This window comes from Absiella sp. AM29-15, from assembly GCF_003434225.1.
GTDB classification, from domain to species: domain Bacteria; phylum Bacillota_I; class Bacilli_A; order Erysipelotrichales; family Erysipelotrichaceae; genus Hoskinsella; species Hoskinsella hominis.
Window position 1 is genome coordinate 94,863 of record NZ_QVFL01000010.1, and the last position, 16,490, is coordinate 111,352.

General features: G+C 35.9%; 12 protein-coding genes. 11 read left to right on the forward strand and 1 reads right to left on the reverse strand.

Annotation, left to right across the window (positions count from 1 at the left end):
- Positions 1–17 precede the first annotated feature (17 nt).
- From DW761_RS21655 to DW761_RS11460, 6 genes are all read left to right on the forward strand, one after another.
- The gene (locus tag DW761_RS21655) at positions 18–149 is read left to right on the forward strand and encodes a hypothetical protein (protein ID WP_255411888.1); all 132 of its coding nucleotides are present in this window, start codon (positions 18–20) and stop codon (positions 147–149) included.
- 89 nt (positions 150–238) lie between these two features.
- The gene (locus tag DW761_RS11440) at positions 239–1,414 is read left to right on the forward strand and encodes an AraC family transcriptional regulator (protein ID WP_117518223.1); all 1,176 of its coding nucleotides are present in this window, start codon (positions 239–241) and stop codon (positions 1,412–1,414) included.
- 78 nt (positions 1,415–1,492) lie between these two features.
- Positions 1,493–3,424, forward strand: a complete 1,932-nt coding sequence (locus tag DW761_RS11445) for an FAD-dependent oxidoreductase (protein ID WP_117518224.1) — start codon at positions 1,493–1,495, stop codon at positions 3,422–3,424.
- A gap of 12 nt (positions 3,425–3,436) precedes the next feature.
- Complete coding sequence (locus DW761_RS11450; RefSeq protein WP_117518225.1) at positions 3,437–5,362, forward strand: FAD-dependent oxidoreductase; 1,926 nt, start codon at positions 3,437–3,439, stop codon at positions 5,360–5,362.
- Between the two features lie 118 nt (positions 5,363–5,480).
- The gene (locus tag DW761_RS11455) at positions 5,481–7,577 is read left to right on the forward strand and encodes a hypothetical protein (RefSeq protein WP_117518226.1); all 2,097 of its coding nucleotides are present in this window, start codon (positions 5,481–5,483) and stop codon (positions 7,575–7,577) included.
- Positions 7,578–7,737: 160 nt separating this feature from the next.
- Entirely contained in the window at positions 7,738–8,367 is a 630-nt protein-coding gene (locus tag DW761_RS11460) for a CatB-related O-acetyltransferase (protein WP_117518227.1), read from the forward strand.
- 166 nt (positions 8,368–8,533) lie between these two features.
- On the opposite strand, the gene DW761_RS11465 is transcribed toward DW761_RS11460, so the two are convergent.
- A complete protein-coding gene (locus tag DW761_RS11465) occupies positions 8,534–9,838 on the reverse strand; it encodes an ATP-binding protein (protein ID WP_117518228.1) in 1,305 nt (434 codons plus the stop codon).
- A 413-nt stretch (positions 9,839–10,251) separates the two neighbouring features.
- Here DW761_RS11465 and ilvA point away from each other — a divergent pair, with 413 nt between their 5' ends.
- The 5 genes from ilvA to ilvD all read left to right on the forward strand — a co-directional run bounded on the left by ilvA (position 10,252) and on the right by ilvD (position 16,378).
- Entirely contained in the window at positions 10,252–11,454 is a 1,203-nt protein-coding gene (gene ilvA / locus DW761_RS11470; protein ID WP_117452371.1) for a threonine ammonia-lyase, read from the forward strand.
- A gap of 13 nt (positions 11,455–11,467) precedes the next feature.
- Positions 11,468–13,138, forward strand: a complete 1,671-nt coding sequence (ilvB, locus tag DW761_RS11475; protein ID WP_117452370.1) for a biosynthetic-type acetolactate synthase large subunit — start codon at positions 11,468–11,470, stop codon at positions 13,136–13,138.
- A gap of 14 nt (positions 13,139–13,152) precedes the next feature.
- On the forward strand, positions 13,153–13,644 hold the full coding sequence (gene ilvN / locus DW761_RS11480; protein ID WP_117452369.1) for an acetolactate synthase small subunit: 492 nt from the start codon (positions 13,153–13,155) through the stop codon (positions 13,642–13,644).
- A 61-nt stretch (positions 13,645–13,705) separates the two neighbouring features.
- Positions 13,706–14,701 (forward strand): ketol-acid reductoisomerase, encoded by a 996-nt coding sequence (gene ilvC / locus DW761_RS11485; RefSeq protein WP_117452368.1) that lies wholly within the window; start codon positions 13,706–13,708, stop codon positions 14,699–14,701.
- A gap of 12 nt (positions 14,702–14,713) precedes the next feature.
- Positions 14,714–16,378 (forward strand): dihydroxy-acid dehydratase, encoded by a 1,665-nt coding sequence (gene ilvD, locus DW761_RS11490; RefSeq protein WP_117518229.1) that lies wholly within the window; start codon positions 14,714–14,716, stop codon positions 16,376–16,378.
- The last annotated feature ends 112 nt before the right edge of the window (positions 16,379–16,490 follow it).

The window sequence follows — 16,490 nt, forward strand, 5'->3', positions numbered from 1 at the left end:
TAAGATGGGTGATGAAAATGAAAGAAACGAAAAAACCTGCATATGAGCAGGACAACAAGAAAACAGCTGGCAATAACCAATGGACCAATAACAACCTGAAATATTATCCTGATACCAGAGAACGTAAGGATGGTCCAGGCGGCAACTAACCGGTATTAGAAAATGCGTGGCAAATATGCCACGTTTTCTTTTGCTGGTGATGAAAAATATAGTATAATAAGAAAAAAGGAAAAAGCATATGAAACAACAAAAGGATTGGTTTACAGGCATTGATTATTATGATCAATATAAAGAAAAAGAAATTCAGGTCATACATACCACGATCAAAAAAGATATTCCCTTACATCGACATATACAGGCAGAACTTTGGTATGTGTTGAATGGAAAAGGGGATATCTGTATCAATGGGGAACACTTTCCATTAGAAAAAGATACATTTTTATGTATGTATCCTTATCATCTATATGAAGCATCCATTATTTCATCCGTAGAAGTCGTGATCATCCGTTTTTATATCGGAGTATTTATGCATATGATCTGGGAGAAGCATGAACGTGGCAAAAATGCACAGCTGGTATATGAAACAAGACCATATATGAAATGTGAGGAGCCATATATCAAAGAATGTATTATGCGTCTTTGCAAGGAACAGCAGGAAAAACAATTTGGCGCTAAGAATCTGATTTTATATCTAACCATGGAAATCCATATGCTGTTTTGCCGCTATGCCTTATCATCAAAAAATAAACAAACACATGATGAAGTCTGGAAAGCCATTCAACATATCCTGTGTGCACCGGCAAGTGATGTATCATTACAGGATATCGCAGATAAAATCAATCGCAATCCCCATTATGTAAATCAAATGATCAAAGAACGCTGTGGATATACATTAAAAGAACTGACCCAGTATGGCAAGGTAATCAACGCCTGTGCTTTACTGCATTTTGAAGAATTATCAATATCTTATATTTCAGATTTAATGAATTTTGACAGTACAGCTACATTTTATCGTGTATTTGAAAGCTATACCGGTATGCATCCCTTACAATATCGAAAAGAACATATCATGGATGAACTGCATATTTACGAACATCAAGATTTATTTTTGAAAATTGAACAGTATTTATACCTGCATTTTTTTCAAGCTGTCACAATAGAATCTTTAGCAGTTGCTTTAGATACGACTCCACATGCCATATCACAATTGTTGAAGGAAAGCTATGACACAAGTTTTTATCAGGAATTACAACGTATCCGTATCCACTTTGCGAAAGCATTATTAAAAGCTACAGATATGCAGATTACCCATATTGCCTTAGATTGTGGATTTGAGAGTATGATGACATTTCAGCGAGCTTTTCAAAAAGCTGTTGGCTGTACGCCCAGTGCCTATCGAAATCTACAAAAATGAGAATTTCACAATACTATATGATAAGAAGCCTCTGATTGTAAGCGCTATAATAGAAGTAACAATAAGGAGGTTTTTTCTATGTTTGAAAAACTATTTACACCCATTGATATCAAGGGAATGCATTTAAACAATCGTGTTGTATTTCCTGCCATGGGAACCAAAATGGCTGCGGAGGATGGAAATGTGACGCAGCAGATCATTGACTATCAGGTCGCAAGAGTCAAAGGAGGATGTGGGCTAAATCTTAGTGAAGTTTGTAGCGTTCATACACCAAGTGCCCCACGTAAGTTTTTAGGTATCCATCAAGACAGCTACATTGCTTCTCACAAACGTTTTTGTGATGCAATTCATGAAGCAGGTGGAAAATGCGGTGTTCAGTTATGGCAGGGAAGTATTGCCGCAGGGATGGATCCTAAAGCCCAAATTTTAGTAGCCAGTGATATGAATGTACATGGTTATACAATACCAGCAGTCACTATAGAAACACTGCATGAAGTTGTAGAATGCTTTGGACAGGGCGCAAGACGTGCTGTGGAAGCAGGATATGATTGTATCGAATTTCATTGTGCCCATAACTATTTGCCACACTCCATGTTATCTCCTGGCTTAAATGATCGTGAAGATGAATATGGAGGAAGCTTTGAAAATCGCGCACGTTTCCCATTAGAATGTATTCGTGCCATTCGTGCGCATATGCCAGAAGATATGCCATTACTTATGCGTATCGATGCGCAGGATGATTATTTCAAAGAAGGCTTAAGTATTGAAGATATCATTGCTTTCTGTAAACTTGCCAAAGAAGCAGGTGTAGATGTATTAGATGTATCTCGTGGAAATATGATCACGGCAGGATTGAAATATGAAGTACCACCTATTGATATTCCAAACGGTTTTAATGTAGACAATGCTGCACGTATTCGTAAAGAAACCGGTATGTTAACAATTGCAGTTGGTCGTATCAATGCACCACAATTAGCAGAATCTATCCTGGAAGAAGATAAAGCAGATATGATCGTGATGGGACGTGCACAACTAGCGGATGCGAACTTCTGTAACAAAGCAAAAGCAGGAAAAATTGATGAAATTACCTATTGTATCGGTTGTGATCAAGGATGTTACGATGGATTTACAGATCCTTCCATGCCATTTATTACTTGTTTAAGAAATCCATATTTAGGTAAAGAAGCACAAGATGTATTACACCCTGCACAACACAAAAAGAAAGTATTGATTGCAGGAGGCGGTGTGGCAGGTCTTGAAGCCGCATGCATCCTGAAAGAAAGAGGACATGAACCAGTTGTCTATGAAGCAGGCAATCATTTAGGCGGACAGTTTTTAACCGCAGGCAAAGCACCAAGAAAAAATGAAATGAAAGAAGCAGCATTATCTTATGGAGAAAAAGCAAAACGTCTGGGTGTAGAAATTCATATGAATCAGAAAGTGAGCGATGAATTGATAAAGGAAATAAAACCAGATGAAGTGATTATTGCGATTGGCGCTGAACCAATCAGCTTACCAATTCCTGGCGCTGATGGAAAACAGGTATACCAGTCACATGATGTACTAAATGGCATGACAGAAACAAATGGACATTGTGTTGTCATTGGTGGTGGTCTTGTTGGTGTAGAAACTGCGGAATATCTAAAAGCACATGGATGTGAAAATGTAACCATTATAGAAATGTTAGATGAAGTCGCAAAAGATTTAGGCTCCCTTCGTAAAATCTGTGTCATGGAATCCCTATACATGAATCAAATCAATTCTATCGTGAATGCAAAAGTCACAGAAATATTACCAGATGGTGTCATGATTGAAAAAGATGGCAAAGAAGAAAAGGTACTATGTGACAGTGTGATTATGGCAGTAGGTTCAAAGGCAAGAAATCATGAAACCCTGAGCAAGGCATGTGAAGAACTATCCATTCCTTATCATATAATTGGAGATGCAAAACAAGCCAGAAGAGCATTACATGCAATCAAAGAAGCACACGAAGTTGCTAGAGCATTATAAATAGGAGGAAATATGAAATCAAAATTATTTGAAGAACTCACAATTGGTTCTATGAAATTACGCAATGCCACTTTTATGGCGCCAATGTCTTTAGGATACGAAAGTCAAGAAGGCACAGTCAATGATATTATGCAGGAATATTGGCTTGCACGAGCAAGAGGCGGTGTTGGCTGTATCATATTAGATGCATTAAGTGTAGATCCAAACGTGCCTTATTTAGGCAATACCTTATGTTTTAGAAGTGAAGCATCCATTGAGCACTATAAAGCATTTACAGATAAGATACATGAAGCAGGCGCAAAAATTATTCCTCAGATCACGCATCCAGGACCAGAAAGTATCAGTGCCTTTATGGGGATTCCACCTCTTGCCAGCAGTGTGTATTTAAATTCAATGGCGCAGAAAACAAGAGCTGTAACACTAGAAGAAATTCCTCATATCATTGAATTATATGCGCAGGCTAGCTATAACGCAAAACTTGCGGGCTTTGATGGCATTGAATTACATTGTGCCCATGCCTATATGCTGCTAGGCAGCTTCTTATCACCACTTCGTAATAAACGATGTGACCAGTATGGTGGCAGTTTAGAAAATCGTGCCAGATTATTGCTAGAGGTGATGGATGCAATCAAAGAACGCTGTGGTAAAGATTTCCCTATCATTTTAAGAATCAGTGGGGATGAAAAATTAGATGGTGGCAATCATGTATTGGATATTTGTCAATTAGTACCACTATTAGAAGCACATGGGGTAGATGCTTTAGAAATCAGTGGTGGTACCCAATATGAATCACCAAATAAAATTATTCCAAGTCATGGAGAAATCGAAGGTGTCAATGTTGCACAGGCAAAAGCTATCAAACAGGTCGCTTCCATTCCTGTGATTGTTGTAGGAAAAATAACAGATCCAATGATGGCAATGAAGATTGTAGATCAGGATCATTTGGATGGTGTTGTATTAGGTAGAAGTTTATTGGCTGATGAAAACTTTGTAAACAAAGCAAAAGAAGGAAAATATGAAGAAATTGCACCTTGTACAGGATGTGTATTAGGCTGTGTTGGAGAACAGACAAAACGTCGTCATGCGACCTGCGTCATCAATCCATCTGTAGGCAGAGAAAAAGAGATGCAAATTATTCCTTGTACCACAAAGAAACATGTGGCAATTGCAGGTGGTGGAATTGGCGGTCTTGCGGCAGCTCGCTGGGCAGCACTTCGAGGACATGATGTTACACTATATGAGAGCAGTGATCACTTAGGTGGACAATTATGTTTAGCATGCATCCCACCACATAAACAATCCATTAGCAAATGGGTAATCTATTTGAAAAATGAATGTCAGCGTTTAGGTGTCAACATTCATCTACAGACACCATTTACAAAAGAAATGGCAAAGGATTATGATGCAATCATCTGTGCTACGGGTGCGAAAGAAAGCATTCCACCAATTCCAGGAGTTGATCTTGATACCGCAATCACTGCATGGAATATCATTGAAAACAATGTTGTCATTCCTGGTGGAAATGTCTTAGTTGTCGGTGGAGGCATGGTTGGATGTGAAGTCAGTGAACATTTATGTCATCAAGCTAGAGGACCACTTGCGATTACCATTATCGAAATGGAAGATGAAATTGCCAAAGTTATGGTGATCAATGATCGTATTGGTATGATGAAACGCCTATATGCATCCGGTATTAACATGATGACGAATACACGTCTATGTAAAGTAGAAGGCAATACCGTCACACTTGAACAAAATAACGAGTTGATCAAAAAGACTTTTACACATATCGTTTATGCGACAGGTTCTAAATCAGATAGCACATTGTATGAAGAATTAAAAGATCATAAAGAAGTATATAATATCGGCGATAGTAAGGAAGTTGCACAGGCATTAGAAGCAGTACGTGATGGTGCACTTGCGGCTATGAAATTATAAAATAAGGGAAGAGTACCAGATGAAATTGTATTTGGTGCTCTTTTTTCTCTTTTTGGTAAACATTTTATAGAGAAAATTTGGTATAATTTATATATTGATAAATGAGGGGGATTTACAGTTGAAATTAGGAAAAATGTTAGAAGAAAGAAATAAAGTAGGCTATATATTTGCGATTATTATAACTGCTTTATTGATGATTGCGATATTATGTCCATATATATTGGTAGTAATAGATAAAATTTCTATAATTGAAGCAATTATTTTGTTCTTTATTTTCATTTTATTAGGGATATTACCAATTTATTGTTTTGCATATTATAGGACTATTCAAGGAGATAGATTGATTTTTATAAAAACATATTTTAAAGCGATAACAACCCAAATTATGATCATATCAATAGTTTTTCTTATAGAAGTTTCATCTACAAAAGATATAAATAATGTGAATGGAATAGAATTTGGTATTGTATCAATTTTTTTGTTTGTTTTATTTTCATTTCTTTTTCATAATATTTTAAAAAATAAAAAAATATTTAGAAAATGTGAAAGCCTGATTTTAAGAAAAGATATGAATTTTAAGCGTGTTATTTTTTTAAATTCTTATTTGTTGCTAAAACTAAAAGTGAACAATGCAGATTTAGGTATTTCTTATATGCCATTCGTGTTTTATATTTTAATTGAAGCATTGTTGATTTGTATACCTGTAACAGAAAAGTTTAAAATCAATATTAGTTATATCAGCTTAAATTTTATTGATATTATTGAACATCCAATATATTTTGATGACATTGATGATGAAAAAGATGAAGAAGCAGATAAACGAATATTTAAAATAAAGTTTGATAGTAATGGGAAAGATATATCAAACTTAAAAATACATGTATTAAATCATCAATATTATCCAGCACAGATAGAAAAAGGAAACATAGATACAAGTTATATTTATTTTGTTATAAAAAACACTACGAACACTTTAAGCAAATTGAAATTAGTTCTAGAATATGAAAAACATGGGAAAAGAAAAAAATATAGATGTAATATTTATCTAAATCTTTTCAGATATCAGACAGAAATAACAATATATAATCCTGTGATTGAAATGCTTCATTATGCATTGTTTTTTAAGCAACCATCAAAATTTTTAAGAAAATCACCATCTAAAAAGCAATATGTAAAAGAGCTATCTTTATTACTTAACAATGCATATTATTATGAAGATGATATTATGCTGGGTGAAAACACAGAGTTATTTAGAACACAAGAACTTAGAGATATTAGGAAATGGATATTGCATGATGGAAAGTTCGGTGTTGGAAAAAGCGTTTTAGATTTTTCTTTTTTGAGTGCACAAGGATATAAGACAATCGTTATTTCGCCATGGGAAGAAAATTATGATAATGATTTTCTCTATTTAATATATTCAAAAATCAAGGATAATACAAAAGGGCTTAATAAACTAGACAAATCTGTGAAAATTTTTGAAATTGCAATGATAATTGCCTTATATACATTAATAAATCAAATAATCCATTTATTAACTATATTATCAAATCATATACATGAAATTATAAAATTATATTTTATGGGAGCACTCAATAAAAATGATGTTTATAAAAATTTAATTAATTTACTAAATGATTATGGAGTTATTAATTTTTTAATCAATTCGAAAGATATCATTTTGATTTGTGGTTCTGTATTTATTGCATATATAATCACAAAATATTTACTTCCATATGCGATAGTTCATTCTAAGAATACAACGAAAATTCATCAATCTTATTATGTACAATCAATTGATAATCTTATACAAAAAGACAACATTATGTTAGTGATTGAAGATATTGATCGATTAGAAGAAAGTGCCTGTAAAGATTTGTTCAGAACACTAAGCTTAATAAATTCGAGGTTTTCCCAAAGGAAAAAGCCACTTGGTATACTTTCATATAATAGTAATAATAAAAACTTAAAAGATATTGATTATGATCTAAGAAATAAGGCAATATATGATAAAATATTTAAAGATATTTCATTAAAAAAATCCATGGTGATTTATTTTGAAAATTATATTAATGCAATAGAAACTGTGGCCGGAAAAAGCATAGCAAATAAAGATGGAATGATAACTTATATAGCTAACAACCGAAAATTGAATTTCAGAGATGTTCATGTAGAATTAGATAAAATTGTCAATCAAGTATTAAATGAAATTTAAAAATATGAGTAAGATAAGAAATAATGTGTAGCTAATTTCTGATTGAAAGTATCTTTAATTTGGGATATAATACGCACAAAGAGGTGGTTGAAATGAGGCTTTGTATTGCATAAACCGAAGTAGTCTTAAGAAACTAGGTCAAATTTAGGAGAAAATTAACATGACTATTTCGGTAAAACAAGCTTATCCCCGTTCAGGAGATAAACAGACAATTTATTTAAAATATATAATTACCAATCCAAATATTGAGGTAGGTGACTTTACTATGTATAACGATTTTGTAAATGATCCTACTCAGTTTGAGAAAAATAATGTTTTGTATCATTATTCAATCAATCATGACAAACTAATAATTGGAAAGTTCTGTTCAATTGGCTGTGGTGCCAGGTTCTTGTTTAACAGTGCAAATCATACGATGAAATCATTATCTACTTATCCCTTTCCTTTATTCTTTGAGGAATGGAGTTTAGATAAGAAAGATGTCATCGATTCTTGGGATAATAAAGGTGATATTGTAATAGTTAATGATGTATGGCTAGGTTATGAAGCTGTTATCATGGCTGGTGTAACTATTGGTGATGGTGCAATCATAGGTACTCGTGCTGTCGTTACAAAAGATGTTTCGCCATATGCAATTGTAGGTGGTGTTCCTGCAAAGATAATTAAGAAACGCTTTACTGAGGAAACCATATCATCCTTGCAAAAAATAAAATGGTGGAATTGGCCGAAAGATAAAATTGCTAGTAATATAAATGCAATACAAACAGGCAATATTGAAGCTTTGGAGTAAATTTTATATTGTGTTTAAAGCAGCTAGTCTTTTATAGATTAACTGCTTTTTCATACCCATGATATAAAATAATTGTAAGAATATTTTGAAAAAGGTGGTATTCCTTAAAAATAAAAAAATCACAGGAATTTCGCAAAGTGCTTTGCTTCCTGTGATTCTTTTTCATTTATTCAACTTTTCCTAAAAGATAATTGATCAACTGCTGGGCAGCACGACCACTGGTACCACCATGACTTAATTCCCATTTTCTTGCTTCAGCACATAATTCATCTTCACTCATATTCAGCTCTGGATGTTTTTTCGCAAGTTCGCATACGATATGGAAATAATTCTTTTGATTAGGTTTTTCATAACAGATACTTAACCCAAAACGTGCCACAAGACTTAATTTTTCTTGCATTGTATCAGAATGATGTAAACCATCATCACTCATATCATCACGATCATTCCATGTTTCTTTTACTAGATGACGTCGATTACTGGTTGCGTAAATTAATACATTGTCTGGTTTTGTTTCAACGCCACCTTCTATGACAGCTTTCAAGAATTTGTATTCAATCTCAAATTCCTCAAAGGATAGATCATCCATATAGATAATGAAACGATAATTACGGTTTTTGATTTGCGCAATGATATTGGATAGATCCTTAAATTGATGTTTATAGATTTCAATCATACGTAAGCCATCTTCATAAAATTCATTGACGATAGCTTTGATACTGGTGGATTTACCAGTGCCGGCATCTCCATATAATAAGACATTGTTGGCCGGTTTCCCGTTCACAAAAGCCTTTGTGTTTTCTACCAGCATTTCTTTTTGTAGCTCATAGCCGACAAGATCATTAAGATATACACTTTCCATATTATTGATGGGAAGGAATTCTACGCCTTCATCATTTGGACGGATACGGAAGGCTTTATTCAAGCCAAACATGCCAACTCCATATTGTTGATAGAAATCTGTGATGATTTGAAAGATTTCATTTTCATTTTTTACCTGTTCAATAGCTTTGGATATCGAACGCACCATAACACTTACATTCTTATTATACATGCGTTCTTTTTTGGTAACGGCATGATAATTGCTGATGATACTGAAACAGTTGATATCTAAAGATGCTTCAATTTCTGAGAAGTCAAAATCAAATAATGCTTTAAACACTTTACAATCATTTAATGCGAACTGATTGACACTGCCATCCATTGCCCCCTGTTTTTCACTTACTAATGTAAAACTGTTTTCATTCATCAATAATATGAATGTCAGATAATTGTGCCATAAGTTATCATCAAATCCATACATGGTAGATAAATCAAGTAATGCTTTGATTTGTTCATAGATTCGTTCAATCAAATGAGTTTCACTATCGGCTTCCGTATCAAAATCCCGAAATATTTCAGATAATTGATATAGGATACTGTCTTTTCCTAAATTGCGATATAAAATAAGTTTCGCACATTCCTTATACATATATAATTCCTCCCTTTTACAATTACCATCATTATAACGGTTGAAAAGACATTTGAAAAGCATTGTTTCATATTTTGATACAATTTACAAACGCAATGTAACAAAATTTACAATTATTATGAAAATAATTGTAAAAAGCATTGACAAATTACTGAAAAAGTTTTATCCTTATACACATCAACAACGTGAAGGAAGGTGAACCAGATGCAAGTATTCTATAGTTTAATCGTCATTATTATTCTCATAGTCCTACGTCAATCTGTTTTTCTTTCCGATAACCTCATTCGTTAGGTTCTTCACAACAGATCATTTTTGTTTAGGCACAAGGATGTGAGTAAAGAAAGAAAAGCAGCTATCTATTCGGAGGGCTGCTTTTTTATAAGAGTTGAGTCAGGTCATAGAGGAGGAAATATATGGATTGTAAAGATATCGAGCAGGCTGCACAGCGCCTCATGGGCAATATCCATAATGTAAAGGTCACAAGTTCTCGTACCTTTTCGCAAATGAGTGGATGCGATTTATATCTGAAATGTGAGAACAGACAAAAGACAGGATCATTTAAGGTCCGTGGAGCCTTTAACAAATTAGCCAAATTGAAAGAGGAAGGAAAAACAACCGAAGTCATTGCAAGCAGTGCTGGTAATCATGCACAAGGTGTCAGTTATGCAAGCAGCCTGTTAGGAATGCATGCGACAATCGTTATGCCAAAGAGTACACCCATAGCGAAAGTAAGCGCTACCCAGGGTTATGGCGCAGATGTGGTACTTGCTGGTGATTGTTATGATGAATGTTATCAGGAAGCATTAAAGCTTCAAAAAGAAAAGAACGCAACATTTATTCATCCCTTTGATGATGAAGATGTTATCGCAGGACAGGGAACCATTGCTTATGAAATCTGTCATGATTTACCAAATGTTGATATGATTGTTGTTCCTGCAGGTGGTGGTGGATTACTTGCCGGCATCAGTTATTATGCTAAGCATATCAATCCAAGGATTAAAGTGATTGGTGTACAGGCGGAAGGTGCTAGTGCTATTGTACAGTCTTTCCATAAAAAAGCGTATACGACCACAGATCATGTAAATACGATTGCTGATGGTATCGCAGTCAACCAGCCTGGTAAATTAACAGTGGATCTCATCAATCAGAATGTAGATGATATGGTTACCGTGAATGATAATGATATCGCTTCTACGATTCTGCTACTATTAGAAAGAGAAAAACAAGTTGTGGAGCCATCTGGTGCAGCAAGTCTTGCGGCAGTATTGAATGGTAAAATCGATTGTAAAGGAAAACGTGTTGTATGCGTTTTATCCGGAGGGAATATTGATGTAAGCTTCATTCATAAAGTCGTTGAAAAAGGTCTTGTGACACGTGGAAGAAATATGAAATTCAAGGTGTTGATGTTAGATGTTCCAGGTGCTTTAGAGCATTTGACGCATTTGATTACAGTAGCAAATGCAAATATTATACAAATCCAATATGACCGAATTCAGGCAGATCTAAATCTGAATGAAACCATATTACATCTGGCAGTAGAAGTAAGAAGTAAAGAACATGGAGAAAGTTTGATTAAATCATTAAGAAAAAAGGGATACGATATTACCATGGAGTAAAGGAGGAAATGTTATGAAAATGAATGGATCGCAGATTTTGATACAGGCATTGATTGATCAGGGAGTAGATACCATCTTTGGTTATCCAGGTGGTTCTGTATTAAATATCTATGACGCATTATATGAAAGAAGTGAGGACATCCGTCATATCGTTAGCAGCCATGAACAAGGAGCTGCACATGCAGCAGATGGATATGCTAGATCAACAGGAAAAACCGGGGTATGTCTTGCGACATCAGGGCCGGGAGCAACGAATCTGGTAACAGGAATTGCGACAGCTTATATGGATTCTATTCCATTAATTGCAATTACCGGAAATGTAAGTAATGACTTGTTAGGAAGGGATTCTTTCCAGGAAGTAAATATCGCTGGTATTACGATGCCAATCACCAAACATAATTTTATTGTTCAACATGTAGATGATTTAGCAGCAATCGTAAGAAAAGCATTTGTCATTGCGAATTCTGGAAGAAAAGGTCCAGTATTGATTGATATTCCAAAAGATGTGACTGCAGCAGTTACAGAATATGTAAAACTGCCACGTTATCGCATTCGTAAACTGCCAAAGGTAGATGATGAAATATTTGAACAGGCACTGGAAGAAATCATGAAAGCAAAACGTCCAATGATTTATGCCGGTGGTGGTGTGTTAAGTTCTAATGCAACAAAAGAATTATTGAAATTCTCAAAGCATATGGATATACCAATCAGCTGTTCTATGATGGGCTTATCTTCTGTACCATTTGATTATGATTTATATCTGGGTATGATTGGAATGCATGGTACACCGGTTAGTAATTATGCAACATTAAATACCGATTTGATTATTGCTATCGGAGCCAGATTTTCAGATCGTGTAGCAGGCAATCGTGAAGAATTTGGAAAGAATGCGAAAATTATTCATTTTGATATTGATGCATCAGAAATTTCAAAAAATGTCGCAACCGATATTTCCATTGTTGGAGATGCAAGATATATCTTAAAGAAAATGATTCAGCGTATGCCAGAAACCAAACATAAAGAATGGACCGATACGTTAAAAGATTTTAAAACCAAAGTGGGACTTCCTACACCAAAAGAAGGCGATGGTGTAGATCCTAGAGATTTGGCAACAACCCTGCATAAGATTGTTGGAGAAGATGCCATCATCGTTACCGATGTTGGTCAGCACCAGATGATCATGGCACAATATTATCAGTTCTCAAGACCTAGAAGTTTTATTTCATCTTGTGGACTTGGTACGATGGGATTTGGCATGGGTGCTGCTATTGGTACAAAAGTCGCCAATCCAAATCGTCCAGTTGTCCTTGTAACAGGGGATGGAAGTTTCCATATGAACATGAATGAAATGGCGGTCGCAGTTAGTGAAAACATTCCTATTGTGGTATTGATTTTCAATAATACAGTTCTTGGTATGGTTCGACAATGGCAGACATTGTTTTATGAACACCGCTATTCAAATACAAGCATTGATCGTAAGACAGATTATGTAAAACTGGCAGAAGCATTTGGCGCTAAAGGATTTAGAATTCATAATCGTTATGAAATTGAAAACGTTATGAAAGAAGCAATCAAAAGTAAAGTACCATGCATCGTTGACTGCATGATTGATAAAGATGATTGTGTATATCCAATCATTCCACCTGGAAAGAGTGGAAAAGACATCATCCTGTATGGAAATTAGAAGGGAAGGATAGAATGAATAATGTAATATTGTCCCTGTTGGTTGAAAACCATTTCGGGGTACTTACAAGAATTACGAATTTGTTTAGTCAGCGAGGATTTAACATTGACTCTCTGGCCGTAGGAGAAACAGAAAATCCAGGTTATTCAAGAGTAACGATTGCGACACATGGTGATGAGAATATCATCAACCAGATTCGTTTACAGTTAGATAAACTGGAAGATGTGAAAATCGTTTCACTGATACCGGATGAACAGCAGTTCATTCGTGAAGTTGCATTAATCAAGCTTGCACCTGGTAAAGAACAGCTAGAAGCACTAGATGGTGTATTAGAAGACTTTGGTGGACGTAAACAGATTATAGAAGATGATTGTTGTATTATTGAGGTTACCGCAACACCGGCAACGATTAATTTCTTCGTTGAAGAACTTCGTGAATATCATATCAAAGAAGTATGCAGAACCGGCGGTGCAGCACTTGCACTCAGCCAAGAAACCGTTTATTAAACACACACGTGTTTCAATAAAATAAATAAAAAAGAAAGATAAATAACAGGAGGAAAAGAAAATGGTTAAAATGTATTATGATTCAGATTGCAATTTAGATTTATTGAAAGGAAAAACTGTCGCAATTATCGGTTATGGAAGTCAGGGTCATGCCCATGCACAGAACTTAAAAGATAGTGGTGTCAATGTTGTTGTTGGTTTACGTCCAGGCAGTGCAAGTCGTGCGAAAGCTGAAGAAGCTGGATTAACTGTTATGGATACTGCAGAAGCCGCAAAAGCTGGTGATTTTGTAATGATCTTAACACCAGATCAGAACCAGCCAGATATCTTCAAGGCAGATATTGAACCAAACCTGGAAGAAGGAAATGTATTGATGTTCGCTCATGGTTTCGCTATTCACTTCAACCAGATCGTTGCGCCAAAAGGTGTTGATGTTGTGATGTGTGCACCTAAGGGGCCAGGACACACAGTACGTTCTCAATACTTAGAAGGCCGTGGTGTTCCTTCATTAATTGCTATTCACCAGGATGAAAGCGGTAAAGCACGTGATTATGCATTAGCTTATGCATGTGGTATTGGTGCAGGTCGTGCAGGTATCATTGAAACAACATTTAAAGAAGAAACAGAAACTGACTTATTCGGTGAACAGGCAGTATTATGTGGTGGTGTCTGTGAATTAATGCAGGCTGGTTTTGATACTTTGGTAGAAGCTGGTTATGCTCCTGAAATGGCATACTTTGAATGTATCCATGAAATGAAGCTGATCGTTGATTTGATCAACAGTGGTGGATTCGCAATGATGCGTTATTCTATCTCTGATACAGCTGAATATGGTGATTATGTAACAGGTAAACGTCTGATTACAGAAGATACAAGAAAAGAAATGAAGAAAGTATTATCAGAAATCCAGGATGGAACATTTGCTGGAAACTGGATTACAGAAAACAAATCTGCAGGTCGTGCACACTTCTTGGCAATGCGTAGAGTACATGCAGAACACCAGAGTGAAAAAGTTGGTGCTCAGTTGCGTAAGATGATGAGCTGGCTGAAAAAATAAGGAAGTGAAACTATGGGTAGACCAAGTGATTCAGTTATAAAAGGAGATGCCTGCGCACCGCAGCGCTCCTTATTCTATGCGTTAGGTTTAACGGAAGAAGAATTAGAACGTCCTTTGATTGGTGTTGTGAGTGCCTACTCAGAAATCGTTCCAGGACACGCCCATCTTGATAAAATCACAGAAGCGGTAAAAGCAGGTATCCGTATGGCTGGTGGTACACCAATCATGGTACCTAGCATTGGCGTTTGTGATGGTATCGCTATGGGACATATTGGTATGAAGTATTCTTTGGCAAGTCGTGAATTGATTGCGGACAGTGTAGAAACAATGGCACGAGCACATGGCTTTGATGGACTTGTGTTGGTACCAAACTGTGATAAAATCGTTCCTGGTATGTTAATGGGTGCACTTCGTGTCAATGTACCAGCGGTGGTTATGAGTGGTGGTGCTATGCTTCCAGGAAATGATCGTGGCAAACCAATGAGTCTTTCCACGATGTTTGAAGCTGTTGGTGCTAAAAAAGCCGGCTTGATCGATCAGGCAGAATTAACACACATCGAACAAAACGCATGTCCAGGATGTGGATCATGTTCTGGTATGTTTACTGCAAATTCTATGAACTGTTTATGCGAGGTACTGGGAATTGCATTGCCAGGTAATGGTACGATTCCAGCAGTATACTCTGCGCGTACACAATTAGCGAAGAAGGCTGGTATGGCAGTCATGGATATGGTAAATAAAGATATCAAACCAAGAGATATCGTCAATGAAAAAGCATTGCGTAATGGACTTGCATGTGATATGGCACTGGGATGTTCTTCTAATACCGTATTACACTTACTAGCAATCGCAAAGGAAGCACATGTGAATGTTGATCTGGACTTAATCAATGAAGTTTCTCAGGCAACGCCAAACTTATGTCGTTTAGCACCAGCAGGACCAGATCATATCGTGGATCTGTATAATGCAGGTGGTGTACAGGCTGTCATGAAAGAACTGTCTAAGAAAAATCTGATTGATGTGGACTTAATGACTGTAACTGGTAAAACTGTAAAAGAAAATATCGCAAATGCAGTGAATATGGATACCAATATCATTAAGGATATTGAACATCCAAACAGTGCAACTGGTGGTATTGCGGTACTATATGGCAATATTGCGCCAAAAGGCTGTGTTGTCAAACGTAGTGCTGTAGATCCAAAGATGATGGTGCATACAGGACCAGCACGTGTCTTTGACAGTGAAGAAGATGCTATCGCAGCTATCTATGCTGGTAAGATCGTAAAAGGCGATGTTGTTGTTATCCGTTATGAAGGACCAAAAGGTGGACCTGGTATGCGTGAAATGTTAAATCCTACCAGTGCACTTGCCGGTATGAAACTGGATAAAGATGTTGCATTGATCACAGATGGACGATTCTCTGGTGCTACCAGAGGGGCAGCTATCGGACATGTATCTCCTGAAGCCGCAAGTCATGGACCAATCGCCATCATCAAAGAAGGCGATCAGATTGCGATTGATATCAACGAAGGTAAAATTAATCTTTTGATTGATGAAGCAGAATATCAGACCAGAATGGATGCATGGGTAAAACCAGAACCAAAGATCAAAGAGGGATGGTTATATCGTTATTCCCGTATGGTTGCCAGTGCTGATGAAGGTGCTGTATTAAAATAATGTATGAAAAGCAAAGATGAAATTAGTCTTTGCTTTTTTTTGTTGATAAGTATATCGCACTACGATATACTGAGGTTGAAGATATATCGCAGTACGATATATTGGAGGTGAA

Bases quoted from the DNA above. Each gene is read 5' to 3' on its own strand.
- DW761_RS21655 (WP_255411888.1), top strand. From the start codon at position 18: ATGAAAGAAACGAAAAAACCTGCATATGAGCAGGACAACAAGAAAACA.
- DW761_RS11440 (WP_117518223.1), top strand. From the start codon at position 239: ATGAAACAACAAAAGGATTGGTTTACAGGCATTGATTATTATGATCAA.
- DW761_RS11445 (WP_117518224.1), top strand. From the start codon at position 1,493: ATGTTTGAAAAACTATTTACACCCATTGATATCAAGGGAATGCATTTA.
- DW761_RS11450 (WP_117518225.1), top strand. From the start codon at position 3,437: ATGAAATCAAAATTATTTGAAGAACTCACAATTGGTTCTATGAAATTA.
- DW761_RS11460 (WP_117518227.1), top strand. From the start codon at position 7,738: ATGACTATTTCGGTAAAACAAGCTTATCCCCGTTCAGGAGATAAACAG.
- DW761_RS11465 (WP_117518228.1), bottom strand. From the start codon at position 9,838: ATGTATAAGGAATGTGCGAAACTTATTTTATATCGCAATTTAGGAAAA.
- ilvA (WP_117452371.1), top strand. From the start codon at position 10,252: ATGGATTGTAAAGATATCGAGCAGGCTGCACAGCGCCTCATGGGCAAT.
- ilvB (WP_117452370.1), top strand. From the start codon at position 11,468: ATGAAAATGAATGGATCGCAGATTTTGATACAGGCATTGATTGATCAG.
- ilvN (WP_117452369.1), top strand. From the start codon at position 13,153: ATGAATAATGTAATATTGTCCCTGTTGGTTGAAAACCATTTCGGGGTA.
- ilvC (WP_117452368.1), top strand. From the start codon at position 13,706: ATGGTTAAAATGTATTATGATTCAGATTGCAATTTAGATTTATTGAAA.
- ilvD (WP_117518229.1), top strand. From the start codon at position 14,714: ATGGGTAGACCAAGTGATTCAGTTATAAAAGGAGATGCCTGCGCACCG.